Annotated in this window: 22 protein-coding genes; 17 read left to right on the top strand and 5 right to left on the bottom strand. The window is 66.8% G+C overall.

Annotated features, from left to right (window positions below; genetic code table 11):
• Window positions 1-7: 7 nt before the first annotated feature.
• Entirely contained in the window at window positions 8-958 is a 951-nt protein-coding gene (locus tag AC5RUM_RS06120; protein ID WP_494034103.1) for a DMT family transporter, read from the bottom strand.
• Between the two features lie 126 nt (window positions 959-1,084).
• Here AC5RUM_RS06120 and AC5RUM_RS06125 point away from each other — a divergent pair, with 126 nt between their 5' ends.
• Genes AC5RUM_RS06125 through AC5RUM_RS06140 form a run of 4 tightly spaced genes read left to right on the top strand, consistent with a single transcriptional unit; the run spans window position 1,085 to window position 5,860 of the window.
• Window positions 1,085-2,506 carry an extracellular solute-binding protein gene (locus AC5RUM_RS06125; RefSeq protein ID WP_494034104.1) on the top strand — a complete coding sequence of 474 codons (1,422 nt, stop codon included), beginning with the start codon at window positions 1,085-1,087 and terminating at the stop codon, window positions 2,504-2,506.
• Window positions 2,503-3,474, top strand: a complete 972-nt coding sequence (locus tag AC5RUM_RS06130) for a carbohydrate ABC transporter permease (RefSeq protein ID WP_494034105.1) — start codon at window positions 2,503-2,505, stop codon at window positions 3,472-3,474. The genes AC5RUM_RS06125 and AC5RUM_RS06130 overlap by 4 nt, the downstream gene beginning before the upstream one ends.
• 8 nt (window positions 3,475-3,482) lie before the next feature.
• Window positions 3,483-4,388, top strand: coding sequence for a carbohydrate ABC transporter permease (locus AC5RUM_RS06135; protein WP_494034106.1), 906 nt, complete (start codon window positions 3,483-3,485; stop codon window positions 4,386-4,388).
• Between the two features lie 23 nt (window positions 4,389-4,411).
• The gene (locus AC5RUM_RS06140) at window positions 4,412-5,860 is read left to right on the top strand and encodes a glycoside hydrolase family 32 protein (protein WP_494034107.1); all 1,449 of its coding nucleotides are present in this window, start codon (window positions 4,412-4,414) and stop codon (window positions 5,858-5,860) included.
• A 5-nt stretch (window positions 5,861-5,865) separates the two neighbouring features.
• On the opposite strand, the gene AC5RUM_RS06145 is transcribed toward AC5RUM_RS06140, so the two are convergent.
• Entirely contained in the window at window positions 5,866-6,930 is a 1,065-nt protein-coding gene (locus tag AC5RUM_RS06145) for a LacI family DNA-binding transcriptional regulator (RefSeq protein ID WP_494034108.1), read from the bottom strand.
• A gap of 151 nt (window positions 6,931-7,081) precedes the next feature.
• Here AC5RUM_RS06145 and dxr point away from each other — a divergent pair, with 151 nt between their 5' ends.
• From dxr to AC5RUM_RS06195, 10 genes are all read left to right on the top strand, one after another.
• Window positions 7,082-8,260: a 1-deoxy-D-xylulose-5-phosphate reductoisomerase gene (gene dxr, locus AC5RUM_RS06150; RefSeq protein ID WP_494034109.1), complete on the top strand. Its 1,179-nt coding sequence runs from the start codon at window positions 7,082-7,084 to the stop codon at window positions 8,258-8,260.
• Between the two features lie 18 nt (window positions 8,261-8,278).
• A complete protein-coding gene (locus AC5RUM_RS06155) occupies window positions 8,279-9,610 on the top strand; it encodes a M50 family metallopeptidase (RefSeq protein WP_494034110.1) in 1,332 nt (443 codons plus the stop codon).
• Between the two features lie 101 nt (window positions 9,611-9,711).
• On the top strand, window positions 9,712-10,425 hold the full coding sequence (locus AC5RUM_RS06160) for a MarR family transcriptional regulator (RefSeq protein WP_494034111.1): 714 nt from the start codon (window positions 9,712-9,714) through the stop codon (window positions 10,423-10,425).
• Window positions 10,422-10,925 carry a hypothetical protein gene (locus AC5RUM_RS06165; RefSeq protein WP_494034112.1) on the top strand — a complete coding sequence of 168 codons (504 nt, stop codon included), beginning with the start codon at window positions 10,422-10,424 and terminating at the stop codon, window positions 10,923-10,925. The genes AC5RUM_RS06160 and AC5RUM_RS06165 overlap by 4 nt, the downstream gene beginning before the upstream one ends.
• Before the next feature lie 25 nt (window positions 10,926-10,950).
• On the top strand, window positions 10,951-11,241 hold the full coding sequence (locus AC5RUM_RS06170; RefSeq protein WP_494034113.1) for a YciI family protein: 291 nt from the start codon (window positions 10,951-10,953) through the stop codon (window positions 11,239-11,241).
• Between the two features lie 34 nt (window positions 11,242-11,275).
• Window positions 11,276-12,442 (top strand): flavodoxin-dependent (E)-4-hydroxy-3-methylbut-2-enyl-diphosphate synthase, encoded by a 1,167-nt coding sequence (gene ispG / locus AC5RUM_RS06175; RefSeq protein ID WP_400577853.1) that lies wholly within the window; start codon window positions 11,276-11,278, stop codon window positions 12,440-12,442.
• Entirely contained in the window at window positions 12,405-13,292 is an 888-nt protein-coding gene (locus tag AC5RUM_RS06180) for a GNAT family N-acetyltransferase (RefSeq protein WP_494034220.1), read from the top strand. Before ispG ends, AC5RUM_RS06180 begins: the two co-directional genes overlap by 38 nt.
• Before the next feature lie 348 nt (window positions 13,293-13,640).
• Window positions 13,641-15,452: a proline--tRNA ligase gene (locus tag AC5RUM_RS06185; protein ID WP_494034114.1), complete on the top strand. Its 1,812-nt coding sequence runs from the start codon at window positions 13,641-13,643 to the stop codon at window positions 15,450-15,452.
• Window positions 15,453-15,470: 18 nt separating this feature from the next.
• Window positions 15,471-16,265: a sulfite exporter TauE/SafE family protein gene (locus AC5RUM_RS06190; RefSeq protein ID WP_494034115.1), complete on the top strand. Its 795-nt coding sequence runs from the start codon at window positions 15,471-15,473 to the stop codon at window positions 16,263-16,265.
• Between the two features lie 43 nt (window positions 16,266-16,308).
• The gene (locus AC5RUM_RS06195; RefSeq protein ID WP_494034116.1) at window positions 16,309-17,778 is read left to right on the top strand and encodes a pyridoxal phosphate-dependent decarboxylase family protein; all 1,470 of its coding nucleotides are present in this window, start codon (window positions 16,309-16,311) and stop codon (window positions 17,776-17,778) included.
• 20 nt (window positions 17,779-17,798) lie between these two features.
• On the opposite strand, the gene AC5RUM_RS06200 is transcribed toward AC5RUM_RS06195, so the two are convergent.
• The 3 genes from AC5RUM_RS06200 to AC5RUM_RS06210 form a co-directional block, all read right to left on the bottom strand.
• Window positions 17,799-18,833, bottom strand: coding sequence for an aminoglycoside phosphotransferase family protein (locus tag AC5RUM_RS06200; RefSeq protein ID WP_494034117.1), 1,035 nt, complete (start codon window positions 18,831-18,833; stop codon window positions 17,799-17,801).
• 88 nt (window positions 18,834-18,921) lie between these two features.
• Window positions 18,922-19,665, bottom strand: coding sequence for a VIT1/CCC1 transporter family protein (locus tag AC5RUM_RS06205; RefSeq protein ID WP_494034118.1), 744 nt, complete (start codon window positions 19,663-19,665; stop codon window positions 18,922-18,924).
• Between the two features lie 50 nt (window positions 19,666-19,715).
• Entirely contained in the window at window positions 19,716-20,975 is a 1,260-nt protein-coding gene (locus AC5RUM_RS06210; RefSeq protein WP_494034119.1) for a ferritin-like domain-containing protein, read from the bottom strand.
• Between the two features lie 105 nt (window positions 20,976-21,080).
• On the opposite strand from AC5RUM_RS06210, the gene rimP reads away from it, so the two are divergent.
• The 3 genes from rimP (at window position 21,081) to AC5RUM_RS06225 (ending at window position 23,248) form a co-directional block, all read left to right on the top strand.
• Entirely contained in the window at window positions 21,081-21,698 is a 618-nt protein-coding gene (gene rimP, locus AC5RUM_RS06215; protein WP_494034120.1) for a ribosome maturation factor RimP, read from the top strand.
• Window positions 21,698-22,675, top strand: coding sequence for a transcription termination factor NusA (gene nusA / locus AC5RUM_RS06220; RefSeq protein WP_400577846.1), 978 nt, complete (start codon window positions 21,698-21,700; stop codon window positions 22,673-22,675). Before rimP ends, nusA begins: the two co-directional genes overlap by 1 nt.
• A 240-nt stretch (window positions 22,676-22,915) precedes the next feature.
• Entirely contained in the window at window positions 22,916-23,248 is a 333-nt protein-coding gene (locus tag AC5RUM_RS06225; RefSeq protein WP_494034221.1) for a YlxR family protein, read from the top strand.
• Window positions 23,249-23,260: the final 12 nt, after the last annotated feature.

A 23,260-nucleotide genomic window follows, 5' to 3' on the forward strand; every position in this document is an offset into this window, starting at 1 on the left:
CCAGCCGTCAGGGCCGGTTCTGACCGACCCGCAGGCTGGGGGCGTTCGTCAGGACGACGCCGGCGATGACGATAAGTCCGCCGATGACCTGGGCGGCGGTGTAGGGGTGGCCGGCGAGGATGGTGAGCGCGGCGGTGAAGACGGTGATGAGGTTCAGGAACACGCCGGCGCTGCCGGCGGGGATGACGGTCAGTGCGCGGTTCCACAGCACGTAGGAAAGCACTGATGGAAAGACCGCGATGAAGGCCAGGGATGTGATTGCTTCGGCCGTGGCAGGCAGGACGGGTCCGCCGGTGGCGAGGCTGATCGGGGTGAGCACGGTGACGGTGATAGCGGCCTGGAGGGCGGTGGCGGTGATCGGCGGGATCCTCGGGGCCAGGCGCCCCGTGATCGTGTAGGCGGTCCACGCCGCGATGGCACCGATCATGAAAAGCTCGCCGCTTCCGAACCCGGTGCCCAGCAGTGTGGCCGGGTCGCCGCCGCTGAGGACGACGAGGACGCCGGCCAGGGCGATCAGCACCCCGCCGATCGCCGTCAGCGTCAGGCGTTCCCGCAGGAAGATGGTGGCGGCCAGGGTGATCAGCGCCGGGTTGAAGGCGTTGATGAGTGAGGCGCTGAACGCGTCGGTGTGTTCCAGTGCGGCGTACAGCAGCAGATTGTAGCCCAGCAGCCCGAACGCGCTCAGGGCGATCAGCCACGGCCATGCGGCCATCAGCTGCCGCCATGGCGGACGTTCGATTACTTGTGCGATCACCAGCAGCGGGAGGAGGGCCAGGGCCCAACGCAGCAAAACGAGACTGAGGGGGTCGATGCTTTCGACAGCGCCGGCGCCGACGACGTAGTTGCCGGCCCAGAACAGCGTCGCCCCCAACAGTGAGGCGACCGCGATCACGGTGGCGCGGCGAGGGGCGCGGGCCGGTTTGGCTTCTGCACGCGGGCTGGTGTCCGGGCTGGTCATGGTCCTGCCATCCTATGCAGATCCATCAAGGGCGGCTTCCTCGGCCCCGCACCCTGAATTGTGATGCTTGACACGTGTTAGGTGCCTCTTATACAGTACCTGACACGTGTTAGGAAGGAATTCGACATGACCGAAACCACAAACCGGCACTTGCGGGAGATCTCCCGTCGCACCGCCCTCGGTGCCCTCGGCGTGGGAATTATCGGAGCAACCGCGGCGTCGTGGCCGCGCCTCTCCGGGACGGACATTCCGGGCCGCGGGGACAACAGCCTGAGCATCGCCATCCTGGGCACCGCCGCGGACGCCGCCGCCCGCCAGCGCGCCATCGACGCTTTCACCCGCCTGCACCCGGACATCAAGGTGAAGGTCCAGGCCATCCAGGCAGTGGACTGGAAAGACTTCTTCACCAAGATCCTCACCATGGTGGCCGCGGGCACCCCGCCGGACGTGGTGTACGTGGCTACGGAGGGCGCCCAGCTCTTCGCGGAAAAGCTTGCCCATCCGCTGGACGAGTACGTGCGCCGCGACGCCGCGGACATGGCCGAGTTCTTCGACGACGTTCACCCCAGCCTGGTGGAGGCCTTCATGTACAAGGGCAGCCTGTACCAGCTCCCCATGGACTGGAACGCCGCCAACATGTACTACAACACCACCGCGTTCGCGCAGGCAGGGCTGGACCGCCCGGCGGACGACTGGACCCACCTGGACTTCCGCAACAGCCTCGCCGCCATGCGCAAGGCCCGCACCGCGGATTTCACGCCCTACTACTGGACCAACCGGCTCTTCGGCGGGGTAGTGCCGTGGCTCTACGCGAACGACACCAGCTTCCTAAAGGAAACCAGGTCCGCCGGCGGGGAGTGGCTTTGGGACGGCTTCTACGCCAGCGATCCGTCCCGAAGCCTCCGGTCGGGCGGATACCAGTGGCTCGAGCCCAACGCCGACGACGACCGTGTGTTTGAATCCTTCGACTACCTTCGCGGCCTGGTCAGGGACGGGCTCGGTGTCCGCCCGGAGGAAGGCGGCGGCAACTCCCTCGTCGGGCTGTTTGCTTCCAACCGCATCGGCACCACGCCGGCAGGCGGCTACTGGGTGCAGGGTCTGCATGAGGCCGGGATGGGCGCAAGCGACTTCGACGTCCAGTTCTTCCCGCGCTGGAAGACCCAGCGCCACCAGTTCGGCACCGCGGGCTACGCGATCATGAAGACCGCCAAGGACAAGGACGCCGCCTGGGAGTGGATCAAATTCAGCGCGAGCCGCGAGGCGATGGAACTGATCTTCCCCAACCCGGCCACCACCCCGTCGCGCCGCTCCATGGTCAACGGGCAGCTCTACGCCGGCAAGGGACCCGCCCACTGGAAGGTTTTCTACGACACCCTTGACCGGTTCCCCACCACAGGCCCCATTCCGGCGCCACCACAGCAGGCCGCCGTCGAAACGGCCCTGATGAAGAACGTATCGCTGGCTGTCAGCGGCGACGAGCGCCAGCTCAAGCAGGCCCTCGCCTCGATGCAGCGTGACCTTGAACTGGCATTGAGGAGGACCTCATGAGCACCACTACCCGGGACGTGGCCGGGTCGGCAGGCAAGGGGACGCCGCCTGACGCCAAAGCCACTGCCAAATCCGCCGCCGCCCGTACCAGCGGCAGGCACAGCCAGCGCTGGCTGGCGTGGATCTTCCTGGCCCCCACCGTCCTCGGCATGGGGCTGTTCACGCTGGTCCCGATCGTGGCCTCCGTGGTCCTCGCCTTCTTCCGCTGGGACATCATCTCCGCGCCCGCCTTTGTGGGCTTCGACAATTTCTCCCAGGTGGTCCAGGACCCCACCGTCCGGGTGTCCTTCCTGAACACCATCGTGTTCGTCGTGGTGGCCGTGGCACTCCAGCTGGGGCTCGCCCTGGCGCTCGCGGTCATGGTCCAGGAGAAGATGCCGGCCTGGCTGCGCGTGTTCTTCCGCTCCGCCTTCTTCTTCCCGCTGATCCTGTCCGCGGCCTCGGTTTCCATTTTCATGCGCTACCTCTTCAACGAGCAGTTCGGCGTCGTGAACTGGTTCCTGTCCCTCGTGGGCATCCCCGCGGTGCCGTGGCTGACCACGCCGGGCGGGTCCGCCGCCGTCGTGATCCTGGTGTACGTGTGGCAGAACTTCGGGTTCTCCTTCCTGCTGTTCATCGGCGGCCTGGCCTCCATCCCCGTGGAGACCTATGAAGCGGCATCCATCGACGGCGCCACCGGCTGGCGCAAGCACCTGCACGTGACGCTGCCCCTGCTGAGCCCCACAACGCTGGTGGCCTCGGTGATGGCCATCATCAGCGCCCTCCAGGTGTTCGACCAGCCCTACGTGCTGACCCGCGGCGGCCCCGGCGACTCGACCCGTACCGCCGTCATGGTGATCTTCGAATCGGCCTTCCAGCGGCTCGAATTCGGTCAGGCGTCCGCCATCGGTGTGCTCCTGACCCTGATCATCATGGCCATCACGGCCGCGCAGTTCCGGCTCAGCAAACGATTCGTCTTCTACCAGTAAGGCCAGCCATGATCACCACAACAGAGCACGGCCTGGCTCCCGGGCATTCCCCCCGGCTGTCCGAGGGCCTTCCGGAAACTTCACCCACCCGCCGCAGGTTCAGCTGGGCGTTCGCCATCCGCATCCTCCTGCTGCTGCTCGCGGCCGCCGTGACATTGGGCCCGGTGCTGTGGACCCTGTCCACGTCGCTGCGGTCGCCGTCGGAATCCTTCAAACTGCCGCCGTCGTTCATCCCTTGGGACCCGGACTTTACGTCCTACGGCGAGGTCTTCCGCCAGCTGAACATCTTCCTTCTCGTCCTCAACAGCGCCCTGGTGACCGGGCTGATCGCGGTGGGGCAGATGGTCACGGCGGCGCTGGCAGGCTACGCATTCGCCCACCTGAAGTTCCGCGGCCGCGGCGCACTGTTTTCGATCGTGCTGGCCACCATGATGGTGCCGGTACAGGTCACGATTGTTCCCGTCTTCATGCTGATCCGCGGCATGGGCCTCTCGGACACGCTGCTGGCGCTGATCCTCCCGGCCATTCCGACGGCGTTCGGCACGTTCCTGATGCGTCAATACTTCATGGGGCTTCCCGTCGAACTGGCAGAGGCCGCCGCGATCGACGGCGCCTCGCCCTGGCGGACGTTCCGGTCCGTCTATGCGCCGCTGGCGATACCCGGCATGGCGATCGTGGGAATCCTTGCGTTCAACTTCCACTGGAACGAGTTCTTCCGCCCGCTCATTCTGACGATCTCCGAACAAAACTTCACGCTCCCGCTGGGACTTGTCTCTCTCCAGGGCAACCTGGGAACCGGCAGCATCTCCGTGGTGCTCGCGGGCGTGGTCCTGTCCATGATTCCGGCGCTGGTGGTCTTTATGTTCGGCCAGCGCGCACTCCAGGACGGCCTCACGGCCGGCACCGGAAAATAACCTCCTCACTGAAAGGCCCTGTCATGTCCTCCCAGGACCTCACCGCCGTCCGCTTCGACGACGTTGCCGCCGCCCACACCGACCCCGCTTTCCCCCGGTTCCACCCGCGTCCGGCCCAGGGCTGGATTAACGACCCCAACGGCATCAGCTACCTCAACGGCCGGTACCACGTGTTCTTCCAGTACAACCCGGACTCCGCCCGGCACCACAGGATCGCCTGGGGCCACGTGAGCTCCGCCGACCTGGTGCGCTGGGAGGAACACCCGGTGGCGCTGCGCCCGCAGCACGGCGGTCCGGACGAGTACGGCTGCTGGACCGGTGTGGTGACGGACGACGGCGGTGTTCCCACCGCGGCGTACTCGGGCGTCCGCGGCGACGGGGGCCACTCGCAGGTGGTCATCGCCCGCGGGTCTTCCGATTTGGTCACCTGGGAACAGACGGGGCACGTGGCTGCCACCATGCCCGACGACGGGCAGGTCACCGCGGTGCGCGACCCGTTCATTTTCCGGTTCAACGGCAAGCGTTATGCCATGCAGGGTGCCGGTCTCGCCAACGGGCAGGCCGCGCTGCTCCTGTACACGGTGGAGGACATGTCCGACTGGAAGTACCAGGGGATCTGGCTGACGTCGGAGAATCCGGTGGCCTCCGAATTCACGCCGGCTGAGATCTGGGAATGCCCGCAACTGGTTCGGGTGCCGGATTCTTCCGGGGACTCCGTCGCAGGGGACACAGGAGACTCCGCCGACGCCGGCACCGGGACCTGGCTGATGATGTTCTCGCTCTGGCTGTCGGGTGACGAGCACGAGCACGCCAACGGAGTGGGCCACCTCATCGGTACGCTGACCGAGGACCCTCAGACCGGGTTGCCGGTCTTCACGCCCCGCGGCGGCGGGAAGTCCGACCTTGGGCGCGACTTCTACGCGCCGCAGATCGTGGCCCTGGAGGACCGGGCCCTGCTGTGGGGCTGGGCCAACGAGAGCCCGGGGCGCGACGGGCGCCGGGGACGCAGCCAGGACGACATTGACGCCGCCGGGTGGGCCGGTGTGCTGACCTTCCCCCGTGAACTCTCCGTGGTGGACGGCGCTCTTGCCGTGACCCCTGCCCCCGAGATCACGGCCTACCGCGGCCAGTCCGTGGCGAAGGCCCGGGGCGGCACAGTGGTGCTGCCAAGTGCGGCGGAGGCGTTGGTGATGGACGGCCGCGGTCTGTCCGCAGGCCTGGGCGAGGTTCGCCTGTTGCTTGTTGGCAGAGGGGGCGGGGACAGTGGCGGGAACCAACAGGTTGTCTTCGCGGAGCCGCTGCCGGAGGGCGGATCACTCCGGATCTTCGTGGACGCGTCCATTGTGGAGGTCTACCGGACAAACGGTGTGGCAACAACCGTTCGTGCCTACCCGCTTCCCGGTGAGGAATGGCACCTGGAGCTTCCCGGCGGGGCGCAGGCTGAGGTGTGGGAGCTCGCCCAGCCCAACTAGCGCACTCAGCTGCGGCCAGCAGGCACGGGCGCCGTGGACTCCCTGACTACGAGGCGGCAGGGGACCAATGTCTCGAGGCCCTCAACTCGCGCGGGTTCCGGACCGCCGTCGCCCTCGATCAGTTCCAACAGCTGGGTCATGGCCGCGGCTCCCATCTCCCGAAGCGGCAGTGCCATGGTGGTGAGCGCGGGAACCATCGTGTCGGCGATGTGCAATTCGTCGTCGTAGCCCATGATCGAGAGGTCCCCGGGCACGTTGAGGCCCAGGCGGGCGGCTGCCAGCATGACGCCGATGGCCACGCGGTCGTTGCCGGCCATGATGGCGGTGGGCCGCTCGGCGGGAGGCACGCCGTCGAGCAGCTTCATGGCGCCGTGGAATCCGTCGTCGATGTCCCATCCGGCGAAGCTGATCCGGTCTTCCCGGACGGGAAGGTGGCGCCCGGAATAGGCCTCGCGGTAGCCGGCGACGCGGAGGGGTGCGGCCGAGCCCTCGCCGGGCCCGGCCACCAGGGCGATGTCGCGGTGGCCCAGCCCCAGCAGGTGGTTGGCGGCTTCCCTGCCGCCGCGCACTTCGTCCGGGATCACATGGGAAAGGGCCGGGGCCGGGGCCCTGTCGAAGCAGTTGGCCAGGACCGATGGAACCCGCAGCATCCCAGGCGGCACGTCCAGGGGCTTGAGGCCCTCGGTAACGTACATGAGCCCCTCCACCTGCCGGTCCAGCAGGGTTTCCACGGCGCTCTCATCCCGGGCGGCGTCGAACTCCGTATCCATGGCTACCGTGACAAAGCCGCGGCTCCGCGCGACGTCGTCGGCCCCGCCGATGATGTTCCCGTCAAAGGCACTGACGACCACGTGGTCCGACACGATGCCAATCACCCGCGTCCGCTGGTTCCGCAGGCTGAGGGCGATGGCGTTGGGGGAGTAGTTGAGGGCCGCGGCCGCTTCCCGGATGCGCTGCTGGCTTTCGAGGGCGACGTTGCCGTCACCCCGGCCATTAAGGACGAGTGACACGGCGCTGCGCGAGACGCCCGCCAGTTTGGCGACGTCCAGGGCGGTGGCCTTGCGCTTCATGGGCTGATCCTCGGGTGGGTAGTCTCTGCTGTGCGTAGTCTACCTAACTCGTGTGAGCTGGAGGTCCGGGAACCGCTGTCCCGGGACGGCTGTTCTGTGCGAGGGCAACCTCCGCACCCGACGGCCGGCGCGGGTGCGGGATACTTAAGCAATGCGCAGAATCGTCCTCCTCGGATCCACCGGTTCCATCGGCACCCAGGCGATTGACGTCGTCGACGGCGCCCCGCACCTTTTCGAGGTGGTGGCGCTGAGTGCCGGCGGCGGCAGCCTGGAACTCCTCGCGCGGCAGGCCGTCCACACGCGGGCGCTGGCAGTGGGGATCGCCTCCGGCGACCCGGGCCGGCTCCAGGAACTGATCGACGATGCCGCCCGTTCGGCAGGTCTTTCGTCCTACCGGCCGGACATCATCGCCGGCCCGGACGCCGCCACCAGGATCGCGGCCATGGATGCCGACGTTGTGCTTAACGGCATCACCGGTTCCATCGGCCTGGCGCCGACGCTCGCCGCCCTTGAGGCCGGAGCCACACTCGCGCTCGCGAACAAGGAATCCCTGATCGTGGGCGGTTCGCTCGTCAAGGCCGCCGCCGCGGACGGGCAGATCGTGCCGGTGGACTCCGAACACTCCGCCATCGCCCAATGCCTGCGTTCGGGCTCGTCCGCCGAGGTGGACCGGCTCATCCTCACGGCGTCCGGCGGCCCGTTCCGCGGCCGCACCCGCGAACAGCTGGCAGGCGTCAGTCCGGAGGAAGCCCTCGCGCACCCCACCTGGGACATGGGCCTGATGGTCACCACCAACTCCGCAAGCCTGGTGAACAAGGGGCTGGAAGTGATCGAGGCTCACCTGCTGTTCGACATCCCGCTTGACCGCATCGACGTCGTGGTTCATCCACAGTCTGTGGTCCATTCCATGGTGCAGTTCGTGGATGGCTCCGTCGTCGCCCAGGCCTCGCCGCCGGACATGCGCCTGCCCATCGCCCTCGGCCTGGGGTGGCCGGACCGGGTTCCGAACGCGGCGTCGCCGTGTGACTGGACCCAGGCCACGAGCTGGACCTTCGAGCCACTCGACGGCGCCGCGTTCCCCGCCGTCAGGCTTGCCAAGGACGCGGCCAGGCAGGGGAGCACGTTCCCTGCCGTATTCAACGCGGCCAACGAGGAAGCCGTCATGGCGTTCCACGGCGGCCGCATCCGGTTCACGGACATTGTGGATACCATCGAATCTGTCCTCAGCGAACATTCGGGTTCCTCCCGGCTAACGGTCGAGTCCGTGCTGGATGCTGAAAGGTGGGCACGCGCGCGCACCCACGAACGTTTAGCAGTGAGCAGTCTCTAGGAAGCAGCAGATCAAAGCATGAGTCCCGTTATCCTCTTTATCCTCGGTGTGGCCTTCGTGGCGGTGGGCATCGCCGCCTCCATTGCCCTGCACGAGGTGGGCCATCTGCTTCCCGCCAAACTGTTCAAGGTGCGCGTCACCAAGTACATGATCGGGTTCGGCCCCACGCTGTGGTCCAAGAAAAAGGGTGAGACGGAATACGGCTTCAAAGCCCTGCCGCTGGGGGGCTTCGTGTCGATGATCGGCATGTACCCACCCAACAAGGACGACGGTTCGGTACGCCCCTCCAGCACTGGCATGTTCCAGACACTCGCCACCGAGGCGCGGTCCATGGCCCATGAAGAGGTGCAGCCGGGCGACGAAAACCGGCTGTTCTACCGGCTTCCGGTCTGGAAAAAAATCGTCGTGATGCTCGGCGGGCCGGCCATGAACATGCTGCTCGGACTCGTGCTGACCGCTGTGATGCTCATGGGCTTCGGCCTGGCCGAGCCGACGACGACGGTCGCCGACGTTTCGAAATGCCAGGTCAAGGCGGGGGAGACGGTCGACCCGGACTCCGCGGCGTGCAAGCTCACGCCCGCCGCCGCCGCCGGCCTCAAGCCGAAGGACGTCATCACCTCGTTCGGCGGCAAGGCCGTGACTGACTGGGCTGAGCTCACCGGCTGGATCCGCGCATCCGCCGGCCGGGAGGTACGCATCACGGTGGAGCGGGACGGCGCGCCCGTGAACACAACGGTCACCCCGGTGCTGTCGTCGCGTCCGGTCATCGGCCCAGACGGACGGCAGGCGAAGGACGACCAAGGCAAGCCCATGTACCACGACGTCGGTTTCCTCGGCATCGGTGCGCAGACCGCCCTGGTTGCCCAGCCCGCGTCGTCCGTCCTCCCCATGGCGGGAGAGAATATCCGCCAGATTGCCGGCGTGATCCTGAACCTCCCCGCGCGGGTTGCGGGCGTGGCGCAGGCCGCGTTCAGCGAGGAGCCCCGGGATCCGAACGGCCCCATCAGCGTCGTCGGCGTGGGCCGGGTGGCGGGCGAGGTTGCGGCGATGGAAGAGGTGCCGGTGCAGTCCAGGCTGGCCGCCCTCGTGGGCCTGCTCGCCGGCCTGAACTTCGCCCTCGCGGTCTTCAACCTGGTGCCGCTGCTGCCGCTCGACGGCGGCCACGTGGCGGGGGCGCTGTACGAAGGGGCCCGGCGCCGCGTGGCGAAGCTCTTCGGCAAACCGGATCCGGGCGCGTTCGATATCGCCAAGCTGCTGCCTGTGACCTATGTGGTGGCTGTGCTGCTGATGGGCATGGGCGCGCTGCTCATCTACGCGGACATCGTGAAGCCCGTCAATCTCTTCGGCTAACCTTTTTCGACTGATTCCCGATTATCAGCGTTTTTCGGCTGATTTATATTAATCAGCCGTTTATGATTGATATTTAGGAATCGGCCGATTACGGTTGTGGCATGTACGTTCTGACCATTGACCAGCGCGGCAGCAGCACCGACATAGACCGGGTACCCGCCTTGCTTGAGGGGCTGCGCCTGACAGAGGGCCTGCGCCCGACAGGCGGCCGCTTTGAACGCTCGGTTGGCGATGAGGTCCAGGGCGTCCTCAGTGAACCGGCGGATGTGGTGGAAGTGGCGCTCCACGCGCTCCGCAGCGGCCTCTGGTATGTGGGCATCGGCGTCGGGTCCGTGAATGAGCCGCTGCCCGAAAGCCCCCGGGAAGGATCAGGGGCCGCCTTCGTTGCGGCGCGGCAGGCGGTGGACCGGGCCAAGGCTGCGGCCAGCCACGTTCCGCTGGCCGTCATGTCCGGCGGTGTCCCGCGCGCTGCGGCTGAAGCGGGTAAGGGTCAAGCCGGAGCCAGAGCGTGCGCCAACGCCGAAGCCGTCCTGCGCCTCGTGGGGCGGCTGGTCCAAGAGCGCACCGAGGCGCAATGGCGCGTGGTGGACGCACTGCGCGCCCGGAACGGGCGCGATCCCGGCCGGCACGGACAGCAGAAGCAGGTGGCGCAGGAACTGGGAATCAGCGAACAATCGGTGAGCCGGGCCATCATCAGGTCCGGATGGCAGGAAGAATGGGCGGCGAGACCCGCAGTGGAAATGCTGCTGGCCACCGCACATGGGCTGGTCCTGGAAGCATCCGGCCCGGAAGCACCCAACCGAGGAGAACGGTGAACGCACTCTGGATCGCACTGGCCCTGCTGACGGCAGGCTTCGTCGGCTGGCCGGTGACGGCCCTCGTGTTCAGGCTCGCACGCACGATCGATGACAAAGCCGATGCCGCCGCCGGACCGGCCGCCAGCACGGATGACCCGTCCGCCGATGTCACCGTGGACCGTGAAAGCGCGGCCGGGACTGGAGGAACGGCGGGCCCCGGGAACTCCGTGAACGGCGATATTTCGGTGCCGGGTGATGCGCCGGCGGAACAGCCCGCCACGCGGATCCTGCGGGGCGGGGCCATCATCGGGGTGCTGGAACGGCTGGCCGTGTGCCTTGCCATCCTGGCCGGGCAGCCTGTGGCCATCGCCTACGTGGTGGCCATCAAAGGCCTGGGACGCTTTGCCGAACTCAAAGAGACGCCTGTTGCCGCCGAACGGTTCATCATTGGCACCCTTTCGTCGATGCTGTGGGCCTCCGGCGTTGCGGCCTTTACGAAGGTGGTGCTCCTCGGCTAGGGCAGCCGCGGGATAGGGTATCTGTATGACTGTTTTTGCTGTTGAGTACGTGTACGACGCCGAATCCTCCGAAGCCCGCAGCGCCAGCCGCCCCTCGCACCGCGAATGGACCGCAGCACTGGCCCAGGACGGGCTACTCCTGGCGAGCGGACCCTACGGTGACGGCGCCGGAGCCCTGCTGATATTCAAAGCCGCCGACGAGAACGCCCTGAACGACATTCTCAAGCAGGACCCCTTCGCCTCTGCCGGCGTCATCTCCGGCACCCGCACCACGGAATGGGTTCCCGTGACCGGCCTTCTCGCCGACCACGCATAGCCCGCCACTACATTTTTCGATACAAGGAGACCACGTGACCTCGGTCAGCCTGGGAATGCCATCCGCACCGCCTCCCGTCCTTGCTCCGCGCCGCAAGACGCGGCAGATCAAAGTCGGCCCAGTGGGCGTCGGTTCCGATTCGCCCATCAGCGTGCAGTCGATGACCACCACTCCCACCACGGACATCAACGCCACCCTGCAGCAGATCGCCGAGCTGACCGCGACCGGCTGCGACATCGTCCGCGTGGCCTGCCCTTCAGCGGATGACGCTGAAGCCCTTCCGATCATTGCCCGGAAGTCACAGATTCCGGTCATCGCCGACATCCACTTCCAGCCGAAGTACGTCTTCGCGGCCATCGAGGCCGGCTGCGCCGCCGTACGCGTCAACCCCGGAAACATCCGTAAGTTCGATGACCAGGTCAAGGAGATCGCCAGGGCGGCCAAGGACCACGGCACCTCCATCCGCATCGGCGTCAACGCCGGGTCGCTGGAGCCAGGCATCCTGAAGAAGTACGGCAAAGCCACGCCGGAAGCGCTGGTGGAATCCGCCGTCTGGGAGGCCTCCCTGTTCGAGGAGCACGGCTTCCACGACTTCAAGATCTCCGTCAAGCACAACGACCCCGTCATCATGGTGGCGGCGTACGAGATGCTGGCCGAAAAAGGCGACTGGCCCCTGCACCTGGGCGTCACCGAGGCGGGCCCCGCCTTCCAAGGCACCATCAAGTCCGCCACCGCCTTTGGCGCCCTGCTGTCGCGGGGGATTGGCGACACCATCCGAGTGTCCCTCTCCGCCCCGCCGGTCGAGGAGATCAAGGTGGGCAACCAGATCTTGCAGTCGCTCAACCTGCGCCCGCGAAAACTCGAAATTGTGTCCTGCCCGTCCTGCGGCCGCGCCCAGGTGGACGTCTACACTCTCGCCGAGCAGGTCACTGCCGGACTGGAAGGCATGGAGATCCCGCTGCGCGTTGCCGTCATGGGCTGCGTCGTCAACGGACCCGGCGAAGCACGCGAAGCGGACCTTGGAGTTGCCTCTGGCAACGGCAAGGGCCAGATATTCGTGAAGGGCGAGGTCATCAAGACTGTCCCTGAGAGCCAGATTGTTGAGACACTGATCGAAGAGGCCATGCGTATCGCGGAAGAGATGGGGGAGGCCGATGGCGAAGATGCTGTCAAGGGTAGCCCCGTGGTTAGCGTCTCATAAGGACGGAGCCGCTCCGGACAGGACAACTGTCCGGGCACTGGGTGCCGCGGATACAGCCGGGCTGCGCGAGCTGGCCGGTGCTGATCCTGTGGCCAATGTCTTTATCCTGTCTCATCTGGAATCGACCGGGACGGCTGCCCCGACTCCCGGAGGCGCCAACATCCTGGGTGTCTTCGACGGAGATTCGCTGGTTGGCGCCTGCTGGGCAGGCGCCAACCTCGTCCCGGTGCAGCTGGCCCCCGCCCTGACCGGGGCAGTTGCTGCCGCAGCCCACCGTTCGGGCCGCAGGTATGCGTCCATCTTCGGTCCCGCCCCCACCGTGCTGGCGCTGCACAGCCAGCTGGAGCATCTGGGGCACCTCGCCCACGAAGTGCGGGCGGACCAGCCCCTGATGACCATTGCCGGCCCACCCGCCGTCGAGCCCAACTGGCAGCTGGGCTTCGGGCAGGACGCCGACTTCGACACCATCCTCCCCGCCTGCGCTGCCATGTTCGAGGAGGAAGTGGGCTATTCGCCGTACCTGGGAGGCCGCGACTTCTACAGCCGGCGCGTCGCGGGACTGATCCGCCAGGGCCATTCCCTGGTGCACCTGAATAACGGCGAAGTGGTGTTCAAAGCCGAGCTCGGTGCCGTGACCTCAGAGGTCACGCAGGTGCAGGGCGTGTGGATGAACCCCAGTTACCGGGGACTTGGGCTCAGCGCAGGCTACATGGCGGCCGTGGTGCTGCTGGCCCAGAAAATAGCTCCGATCACCAGTCTCTATGTCAACGACTACAACTCGCGCGCCCGCGCCACGTACGAGCGCGTTGGGTTCCGCCAGGTGGGAACGTTCGCCACCGTTCTCTTCTGAGCGCAGTGCAGGACGATTCAGCGCGTGGGCGATTTAGCGCATGGGAGATTTAGCGAGGGCAGATTTGAAATCGGTGACTGCCATCACATAGGTTCTACCTAATCGTGCCTGCGGGTGCGGGATGGTCTCAGAGAATTAACGGCATGACCGGCCGTGGAGCCACGTCACCACAGGGATGACCAGCCGGCGACGGCCAGGGGCTTCTGCTGTGGGGCGTGGCTCTTCTGTTGCGCTTCAGTTCAGTTGCGGTGCGAGCCCGCGGAACCCCCGCGGAAGCCGAGGCGTTGCCTTGCCGGTAGATTAGTACCCAGACATTTCAGCACTTCCCCCAGAAACGGATACTTACCCGTGGTCCTTCGACTTTCCAAGCTGTTCCTGCGCACCCTGCGCGAAGACCCCGCCGACGCTGAGGTAGCGAGCCACCGGCTCCTGGTCCGTGCCGGCTACATCCGCAGGGCTGCGCCGGGCATCTATACGTGGCTGCCGCTGGGTTTGAGCGTTCTGCGCAAGGTGGAGCAGGTGATCCGGGAGGAGATGGCCGCCATCGGCGCCCAGGAAGTCCACTTCCCGGCCCTGCTGCCCAAGGAGCCCTATGAGGCCACGAACCGCTGGACGGAGTACGGCGAGGGCATCTTCCGGCTCAAGGACCGAAAGGGTGGTGACTACCTCCTTGCCCCGACACACGAGGAAATGTTCACCCTGCTCGTCAAGGATCTCTACTCCTCGTACAAGGATCTGCCGCTGAGCATCTACCAGATCCAGAACAAGTACCGCGACGAAGCCCGCCCGCGTGCCGGCCTGCTGCGTGGCCGCGAGTTCATCATGAAGGACTCGTACTCCTTCGACGTGGACGACGCCGGGCTGGACGCGAGCTACAACGCGCACCGCGCCGCCTACTTGAAGATTTTCGAACGGCTCGGCCTGGACGTGGTTCCCGTGGCCGCCACGGCAGGCGCCATGGGCGGCTCCCGGAGCGAAGAGTTCCTGCACCCCACGGAGATCGGCGAAGACACGTTCGTGCGTTCCGCCGGAGGCTATGCGGCCAACGTCGAGGCCGTGACCACCGTTGTCCCGGCCGAGATTGACTACACCAACGCACCCCCGGCCGAGATCCGGGACACGCCGAACACGCCGACCATCGAGACCCTCGTCGCCGCCTCCAACGAGCTCGTTCCCCGCAGCGATGCCGACGGCGGCCCATGGACTGCCGCGGACACGCTGAAGAACGTGGTTCTCGCCGTCACCCTGCCCACGGGTGAGCGCCAGATCGTCGTCATCGGCGTGCCCGGTGACCGCGGCATCGACCTCAAGCGGGTCGAAGCGAACATCGGCGCCTACCTCCCCGTTGCCGGGGAAATCACCGTTGAGGCTGCGGGGGACGAGGACCTCGCCAAGAACCCACTCATCGTCCGCGGATATCTTGGCCCCGGCATGTCACTGGGTTCGCCCCTGCTCGGCCTCGAGGGCGCCGCCAAGCTCCTCTACCTCGTGGACCCGCGCGTCGTCAGCGGCACGTCCTGGGTGACCGGAGCCAACATGGCCGGCAAGCACGTTTTCGGCCTCGTGGCAGGCCGCGACTTCGGCTGGGACGGCGTCATCGAGTGCACCGAAGTTCGTGCCGGTGACGAAGCTCCGGACGGGTCCGGTCCGCTGGAGACGGCACGCGGCATCGAAATGGGGCATATCTTCCAGCTCGGCCGCAAGTACGCCGAAGCCCTGGAACTGAAGGTCCTGGACCAGAACGGCAAACAGGTCGTGGTCACCATGGGCTCCTACGGCGTGGGCGTGACGCGTGCCGTGGCCGCCCTGGCGGAATCGAACCATGACGCCAAGGGCCTGGTCTGGCCCCGCTCTGTGGCCCCGGCGGATGTCCACGTCGTGGCCGTCGGACGTGGCGACGAGATCTTCGCCGCGGCGGAACAGCTCGCCCTCGAGCTCGAAGCCGCCGGCCTTGACGTGATCTACGACGACCGGCCCAAGGTCTCTCCGGGCGTGAAGTTCGGCGACGCCGAACTTATAGGCGTCCCCACGATCCTGGCCGTCGGCAAGGGACTCGTGGACGGCGTCGTCGAGATCAAGGACCGCCGCAGCGGCGAAGCGGAAAACGTGGCAGTGGACAAGGCCGTTGACTTCGTGGTCAACGCCGTCCGCAGCAACTGACGTCCCGCAGTCCCGCAGGTGCTATCGGGTTTCGAATCGATACAGCTCGCCACCATCATCCTGATCGTGGTGGCGGGCTTTGCCGCAGGATGGGTCGACGCCGTGGTGGGCGGCGGCGGCCTGCTGCAGCTTCCGGCGCTTTTGTTGGTGCCGGGCATCACCCCCGTGCAGGCACTCGCCACGAACAAGATGGGCTCCATCTTCGGCACCACCACCAGCGCCGTCACCTACTATGGGCGGGTCCGCCCAGACCTTCGCACGGCGCTGCCCATGGCGGCCATAGCCCTGGCCGGCAGTTTCGGGGGCGCCTTGCTGGCGGCCCGTCTGCCGGCCGAGGTGTTCAAGCCCATCATCGTCGTGGCGCTGGTCGCCGTCGCGCTGTTTACGGCGCTCAAGCCTGACGCCGGTCACCTGACCGTTCTTAGGCACGACGGCGGGACCCACTATGTGGTGGCCTGCACCATTGGCGGCGTGATTGGCTTTTACGACGGCCTGATCGGTCCGGGCACGGGGTCATTCCTGGTCATCGCCTTGGTGTCGGCTATGGGCTACGCGTTTCTTGAGGCAAGCGCCAAGGCCAAAATCGTCAACATGGCCACGAACGCCGGCGCGCTGTTGTTCTTCCTGCCGCACGGCTCGCTGCTGTGGGGAATCGGCCTGCTGCTGGGGCTGGCCAACATGGCAGGGGGCTACTTGGGCGCCCGCACCGCGGTCCGGCAGGGGAGCCGCTTCGTGCGCCTGGTGTTCCTCGTCGTGGTCGGTGCCCTCATCGTCAAGCTTGGCTTCGACGTTTGGCAGGAAAACTTCGCCTGAGTGGCCTCTTCGCAGGTGCCCGGGAGCGGCGTAGCATGCCTCTATGTCAGCGGGTGCGGAACCGTATGAGGAAGCCCTTGCTGCGGCCGTCCGTCATGCCATCCGCTGGCTCGAAAGCCAGCCACACCGCAGGGTAGGGCCGCAGCAGGCGGCCCGTGAACTCGCGGCAGCGTTCGACGGCGGGCTGCCACAGTCCGGCATGGCCCCGGCAGACGTCGTGGACTACCTGGCCAGCCACGCCGAACCCGGCCTCATGGCCATGCCTTCAGGGCGCTTTTTCGGCTGGGTTATCGGCGGCACCCTGCCGGCTGCCATGGCGGCGGACTGGCTGGTCAGCTCATGGGACCAAAATTCTGCGCTCCGCTTCGCCACACCGGCCATTGCCGCCATTGAAGAGGCAGCCGGCAGCTGGCTGCTTCAGTTGCTCGGCCTGCCGGAGGAATCCGACGTCGGCTTCGTCACCGGAGCCACGATGGCCAACTTCACCGGGATGGCAGCCGCGCGCTGGCGGCTGATGCAGGACGCCGGCTGGGACCTGGACCGCGACGGACTCTTCGGTGCGCCCCGGATCCGTTGCATTGTGGGAGAGGCACGCCACGAGACGGTTGACCTCGTGCTCCGCTATCTGGGCATGGGCAGCCCCACAGTGGTTCCCTCCGACAGCCAAGGGCGCATCAACGCTGCCGAGCTGGACTGTGTCCTGGACCGCATCGCCCTGGAACACGGCTCCCGGGAACACGATAACCAGAACCACGGCGACCCGAACTACGGCGCCCAAAGTTCCAGGTCCGCCCCGATACTGGTGTGCCTGCAGGCCGGGGACGTCCACTCCGGGGCTTTCGACCCCTTTACCGCGGCGATCGCGGTGTCGAAGGCGCACGGCGCCTGGGTGCACGTGGACGGAGCGTTCGGGCTCTGGGCCGCGGCCGTCCCGGAACTTGCCGGGCTGACAGCAGGCGTGGAACAGGCCGACTCCTGGGCCACGGACGCCCACAAGAGCCTGAACGTCCCGTACGACTGTGGCATCGTCGTCGTGAGGGACACTCAGGCGCTGCGCAGCGCCATGGGACTGCACGCCAGCTACCTCATCCAGGATGCCGACGGCTCCGGCGATCCCAGCCACAGGGTTCCGGAACTTTCCCGCAGGGCCAGGGGTGTGCCGGTGTGGGCAGCACTGAAATCACTGGGACGCGAGGGTGTGGCCCAACAGATCCGCCGCCTCGCGTCGACCGCCGCCCAGCTGGCGGAAAAGCTCGCAGCCCTCGACGGCGTGGAGGTCCTTAACGAGGTCGGGTTCACGCAGATCACGCTGGCCTTCGGCGACGACGCCACAACCCGCGACGTGGCGGAGAGGCTCATTGCCGACGGAACGGTGTGGATGTCCGGGTCCCGCTGGCACGGCAGGGACGTGGTGCGGGTATCCGTGAGCAACTGGACCACCGACGCCGGGGACGTCACCACGGCAGTGGAGGCAGTGCGGGCGGCACTCGAAACGGTCCGCGGCCGCCCGTGACGGCACAGGAGTCCGTTGCCCTAAACCGGAGGCGAATCCCCGGGAGCCTGGCCAGGCTCGGGCAGCGCATGCGCCGGGGGGAGCCCCTCCAGTGTCCGTCCGGCAAGGGTGCTGGCAACCCACAGGGACCGGGCGAGGTCTCCGCCGTGGCCCGGCTTTGAAGCATAGGACAGGGCGTTGTCCACTTCGCGGGCGACGCTCCACTGGCGCGCTACCTCCGCATCGAGCCCCGCCGCCACGCTGAAGTCGCGGCATCGGGCCCGCAGCCCTGCTTCCGGGTCCGCGGCAGGCAGGTCCGGTATCCGGTTCCACAGCACGGGAGCCACGGCGAACTCCGCTTCACCCACCATGGGCTGCGGATCGATGGCGGCATAAGACGCGTGTCCGGGGCGCCCGTCCAGCCTTGCGAGGATGTTGAGAAAGTGGAAATCCGTGTTGACGAGCACGTCAGTGCCCGTCCGGCGACCCACGGCGCCTCTGGTCTGGCACACCTCAAGTGCGGCTTCCAGGAGCCACCGGGGGAAGGGCCGTCCGAGCTGCTCCCATTCGGCGGGAAGATCGTCGCTCCACTGCTCCGCCCTTGCGGCGACGTGCACGAACTCCCGCCATTGCGTCCGGCCGTCGGGAACGATGCTCAGCTCCCGCATGAGCCTGCCCCACACGTCGACGGCAATGTCCATTGGTTCTGACTGGAGCGACCGCTCGGCATCCAGCCGTTCGAGGAGCATCGAGCACGTTCCGGCGTCCGAGGCAAGCAGGCGGACGGCTCCGTGCCCGTTCCAGAGAGCCAGTGCATGCCGTTCCACGAGGGCTTCCTCGTGGGGAAAGGCCACTTTCAGGGCTGCAGGAACCCCCTGCGCCCGCACCGGCACCACGATCCCGCCGTGCCCGCTCCATGGCAGGGCGCCGGGCTCCAGGTCTACTTCCAGATCCCAATGCTCGATGCGGCTGCGCACAAGCCCGGGGAGGGAAGCCAGCCACGACCGGCCGGCGCTGCTGCGGGAGTAGCGGCGCGCAAAGTCCGGAGGTATGGGAAGGGCAGTTGTGCGGCTCATCAGCCCCATCGTAGTTGACGCGGCCTTCCCGCCGGCCGACGTCCGCCGGCTCCAGAAATATCAGCGGTGCGGCGGTGGCGCCGCCCGCCTAGATGATCCCGCTGGCCCCCAGCAGGTTGCCGATGGTGAACGTCGCGGCAAGTGCGAGCCCGCCGCCCACCACCACGCGTGTGGCGGCGCGGACCTTGGATCCGCCGCCGATCCAGGCGGCGAGGGCACCGGTGAGGGCCAGAGCCACCAGGACGGCTCCGAACGTGACGGCAACGCGCATGTTTTCCGGTGGCAGCAGGATTGCAAGCATGGGCAGGACCGCACCCAGGGTGAAGGCGATGGCCGAGGCAAACGCGGCATGCCACGGGCTCACGATGTCCTGTTCGTCGATATTCAGTTCCGCCGACAGGTGGGCCGCCAAGGCGTCGTGCTCGGTGAGTTCCCGGGCCACCTTTTGTGCCGTTTCCTCGGTGAGGCCCTTGCTCCGGTAGATGGCTGTGAGTTCGAGCAGCTCGTCCTCAGGCTCCTCGGCGAGCTCGCGGCGTTCCTTTTCGATCAGGTCCTTTTGGCTGTCGCTTTGGCTGCTGACAGATACGTACTCGCCCAGGGCCATGGATACTGCGCCGCCCACCATGCCCGCGGCGCCAGCAGCGAGGATGGGGCCGTGCTCGCTGGTGGCGCCGGCCACGCCCACCACGATCGCGGCGACTGACACGATGCCGTCATTCGCGCCGAGGACGCCGGCGCGAAGCCAGTTCAGGCGGTGAACCATATCGTTGTTGTGGGGCTCGTTGTTGTGCCATCCGTCGTGGGGAGATCCTGCAACGTCCGCTGACTCCATGGCTCCAGCAAACCACCACGGCAACCCGCCTGCCAGAGGCAGGCAGGAAATTAGGACGGCGGGGACACGGGCGACGCTGTGGGCGTGGCGATTTCCGGCAAGGGGGGAAGCTGCGAGGTGTCGAGCACCAGTCCCGGGACGGGGCCGGGATCGGATCCCCAGCCCACGGCACGCTGTGCGGCTCCCAGGAGCGATGCGATCGCCCAGTGCCTGGTAGGCCCATCGCTCAGCGCCACAAGATCGCCGTACACGGGCAAGGTACCGGCCTCGAGGCTGGCCAATCCGGCGGCCGGATTCTTCAGGAATGATGCATCCAGCGCATAGCCGGGTTCGCGGGGCGGGACCGGCGCGCAGTGGACACGGGTGTGGGTCTCTGCCTCGTCCACCAGTGCCTCGTGCGTGGCCAACAGGTCCCTGGCCCGCTGGCTTGCCGCCTGGTCATCGAGCCGGGTGAGCGCCACCTGGTAGCCGTAGACGGTCTCCACCTCCGTGCGGACAACGCGCCCGAGGGCAGCTGTTGCGGAGGCAGCACCGGCGGACTCGTTTGGCTCAGCGGCCACCGGCGGCACCGTTCCGGCCGCCTCGGGCGGGACGGACGCCGGCGTTCCGTTGCCTGCCGGCGTTCCCTCGTCTGGCTGCGCTCCCTCGCCTGAACGCATAGCCGCGGTGCCGGACGGTTGGCATCCGACGGCCAGGGTACGCATTGGTGCCGGGGCGGGAGGCAGGTCAGGAACCGGTGTCCCGGAAGCCCCCGCGAGGGCGATCGCCTGCACCAGTTGTGCGGTGCCGACGGCCGCCAGCAGGCGCGCCATCCCGCCGTCGGCCGTGTGAGCATGGGCGAGGCGCAGCTTGCCGCTGGCAGACAGCCCGGCCGCCAGGGAGGAAGCCGACGGCGGAGGAGAGGCAGTTGGAGGTCCACCGGCGGTGGCCGGCGCCGCAGTCTCAGAACCCGCAGACTTCGATCCCGCAGATTCCGTCTGCGACGGGGAAGGAGCAGCAGACTCAGCGGCATCGGAGGGAAGCAGCAGCGCCCTCGCCTGCGTAGTCAGCAATGTCACAGTGCGCGAGTACATCAGCCGCTCGGCGCCGGAGGAGTCCTTCGCCAGTTGCTGGCTGACTGACCTCAGCCGAAGGGTCTCAGCGAGGGCGGATGCCCGTGCCTGCTCGGTAAAAGGCGGGGCGGCAGGCTCCGCAGAAGGCCGCGGAATCAGGCCGAAACCCAGGCTGAGCACCAGGAGAGCCGTGAAGGCGGCGAGGGCATACCGGAAATAGTTCGTCGTCCGGCCGCTTTCCCTGGTGTCCTCTTTCACAACAGACTATGTTGTCACGGCTGCGGCGAACTCCGTGCACCAAGGCCGCCGGAATATCGTTAGGCTAGTAGTCACAACATCATCTATAGGGAGGCGGCCGGCATCGTGAGCAATGCAGAAGCCACGACTTCATCAGACCGGACCGACGCGGGAAAGGCTGAGCCCGCGGCTGTCCTTAACCCCGAGGCTGAACGCCTCCGGTCTTTGCTTGAGCCCGCGGTCCAGGCGCACAGGCTGTACCTGGAGGATGTTGCCATCAACGTCGCAGGCTCCAACCGCGTGGTCCACGTGGTGGTGGACCTGCCCCAGGAAGAAACCGGCGGGGTCAGCCTCGATGTCATCGCGGACATCTCCAAGGAACTCTCCGACATTCTGGACAACGACCCCAGCACGGACAGCCGCCCGTACGACCTCGAGGTTTCCTCGCCGGGAGTGGGGCGCCCCTTGAAGGAACCCCGGCACTGGCACCGTGCCCGCGGCCGGATGGTGAGCGTCAGCGTGATCCAGGGTGACAACGTCACGGGCCGGATCCAGTCGGTTGACGATTCCGGCGTGACGCTGGTCCCGGAAATTGCCGTGAAAAAAGGCATGAAGCCCAAGCAGGGGGACCCCGTAAAACTTCCTTTCGACAAGATCCGCAGCGGAAAAGTCGAAATTGAGTTCAGCCACCTCGACGAGGCCGGTCTGGAAAATGAGCACAATGGACCTTCTGAGGAGGCCTGATGGATATTGACATGAGCGCACTGAGACTCCTGGAGCGTGAGCGCGAAATCCCGCTGGATCTCCTCATCCCCACGATCGAGCAGGCACTGCTGGTTGCCTACCACAAGTCTCCGGGCGCCTTCGAGAAAGCCCGCGCGGAACTGGACCGCAAGAGCGGGCATGTGACCATCTGGGCCACGGAAATCGACGACGACGGCGTGCCCATCGGCGAGTTCGAGGACACGCCTGCCGGTTTCGGCCGGATCGCGGCGAGCACCGCGCGCCAGATCATCCTCCAGCGGCTTCGCGACGTTGAGGACGACAACGTCCTGGGCGAATTCAAGGGCCGCGAGGGCGAACTCGTGGCGGGCCTGATCCAGCAGGGCAACAACCCTCACATGATCCAGGTCAACCTCGGAACCGTGGAAGCGCTGCTGCCGCCGCCCGAGCAGGTCCCGGGGGAGAAGTACATCCACGGAAACCGGCTCCGTGCCTACGTGATTGATGTGCACCGCGGCACCAAGGGCCCGTCCATCACGCTGTCCCGGTCGCACCCGGGCCTCGTGCGGAAGCTCTTCGAGCTGGAGGTTCCGGAAATCGCCGACCACTCGGTGGAGATCGTCGCGCTGGCCCGCGAAGCCGGGCACCGCACCAAGATCGCCGTGAAGGCCAACACCCCGGGCATTAACGCCAAGGGCGCCTGCATTGGCGAAATGGGTTCCCGCGTGCGCGCAGTCATGACCGAGCTGAACGACGAAAAGATTGACATCGTCGACTTCAGCGAGGATCCCGCAACGTTCATCGCCAGCGCACTGTCCCCGTCGCGTGTGAATTCCGTCACCATTACGGATGAGGCCACCCGGTCCGCCCGCGTTGTTGTGCCGGACTACCAGCTGTCCCTCGCCATCGGCAAGGAAGGCCAGAACGCCCGGCTCGCGGCGAAGCTGACCGGCTGGCGCATCGACATTGTGTCCGACGCCGCGGCGCCGCGCACGTAAAACGAACGTTTCCGCAGTTCACCCGCGCCTGGGCCGGACACGAAACTGCCCGCGATTGCAGCGGGCAGTTTCGTCCGGCATTTCGGGTCAGGGGGCCCTGAGGGGCTAGAATGGAACATGACCGTGCCTAGCAGCCGGCATCAGTGTGCCCATATGTGTTCCCGCCTCTGCCAGACGGCAGCGGCAGAGCAGTGGGCAGGCAGATAAGTACAGGCAGGAAGATACTCGACAGTGGCAGCAGTGCAACACCTCGGGAATCAGCCGGAACGTACCTGCATCGGATGCCGAAAGAAAGGGCCACGGTCTGAGTTACTCCGGCTCGTCTCCGACGCCGGCGGGTCATCCGCCGTCGTAGTGGATGAACGACGCCGGATGGCTGGCCGGGGTGCATGGCTGCACCCCAGCGAAGCGTGCCTGGCCCTGGCGGTCAAGCGGCGTGCATTTGGAAGGGCCCTCAAGGGCGCAACCGATACCGCAGCCGTCGAACGCCGGATCATGGCAGGCACGCACGCCGTGGACACTCCGGTGGCCGCAGCAACAACCGTCCAACCTGAAAGCGGGTCAGAAAACTGATGGAAACCCGAT

This window comes from Arthrobacter sp. B2060, assembly GCF_059090445.1.

What these genes read in the sequence shown, in the direction of transcription:
- AC5RUM_RS06120 (WP_494034103.1), bottom strand. Translation starts at nt 958, where the DNA reads ATGACCAGCCCGGACACCAGCCCGCGTGCAGAAGCCAAACCGGCCCGC.
- AC5RUM_RS06125 (WP_494034104.1), top strand. Translation starts at nt 1,085, where the DNA reads ATGACCGAAACCACAAACCGGCACTTGCGGGAGATCTCCCGTCGCACC.
- AC5RUM_RS06130 (WP_494034105.1), top strand. Translation starts at nt 2,503, where the DNA reads ATGAGCACCACTACCCGGGACGTGGCCGGGTCGGCAGGCAAGGGGACG.
- AC5RUM_RS06135 (WP_494034106.1), top strand. Translation starts at nt 3,483, where the DNA reads ATGATCACCACAACAGAGCACGGCCTGGCTCCCGGGCATTCCCCCCGG.
- AC5RUM_RS06140 (WP_494034107.1), top strand. Translation starts at nt 4,412, where the DNA reads ATGTCCTCCCAGGACCTCACCGCCGTCCGCTTCGACGACGTTGCCGCC.
- AC5RUM_RS06145 (WP_494034108.1), bottom strand. Translation starts at nt 6,930, where the DNA reads ATGAAGCGCAAGGCCACCGCCCTGGACGTCGCCAAACTGGCGGGCGTC.
- dxr (WP_494034109.1), top strand. Translation starts at nt 7,082, where the DNA reads ATGCGCAGAATCGTCCTCCTCGGATCCACCGGTTCCATCGGCACCCAG.
- AC5RUM_RS06155 (WP_494034110.1), top strand. Translation starts at nt 8,279, where the DNA reads ATGAGTCCCGTTATCCTCTTTATCCTCGGTGTGGCCTTCGTGGCGGTG.
- AC5RUM_RS06160 (WP_494034111.1), top strand. Translation starts at nt 9,712, where the DNA reads ATGTACGTTCTGACCATTGACCAGCGCGGCAGCAGCACCGACATAGAC.
- AC5RUM_RS06170 (WP_494034113.1), top strand. Translation starts at nt 10,951, where the DNA reads ATGACTGTTTTTGCTGTTGAGTACGTGTACGACGCCGAATCCTCCGAA.
- AC5RUM_RS06180 (WP_494034220.1), top strand. Translation starts at nt 12,405, where the DNA reads ATGCTGTCAAGGGTAGCCCCGTGGTTAGCGTCTCATAAGGACGGAGCC.
- AC5RUM_RS06195 (WP_494034116.1), top strand. Translation starts at nt 16,309, where the DNA reads ATGTCAGCGGGTGCGGAACCGTATGAGGAAGCCCTTGCTGCGGCCGTC.
- AC5RUM_RS06200 (WP_494034117.1), bottom strand. Translation starts at nt 18,833, where the DNA reads ATGAGCCGCACAACTGCCCTTCCCATACCTCCGGACTTTGCGCGCCGC.
- AC5RUM_RS06205 (WP_494034118.1), bottom strand. Translation starts at nt 19,665, where the DNA reads ATGGAGTCAGCGGACGTTGCAGGATCTCCCCACGACGGATGGCACAAC.
- nusA (WP_400577846.1), top strand. Translation starts at nt 21,698, where the DNA reads ATGGATATTGACATGAGCGCACTGAGACTCCTGGAGCGTGAGCGCGAA.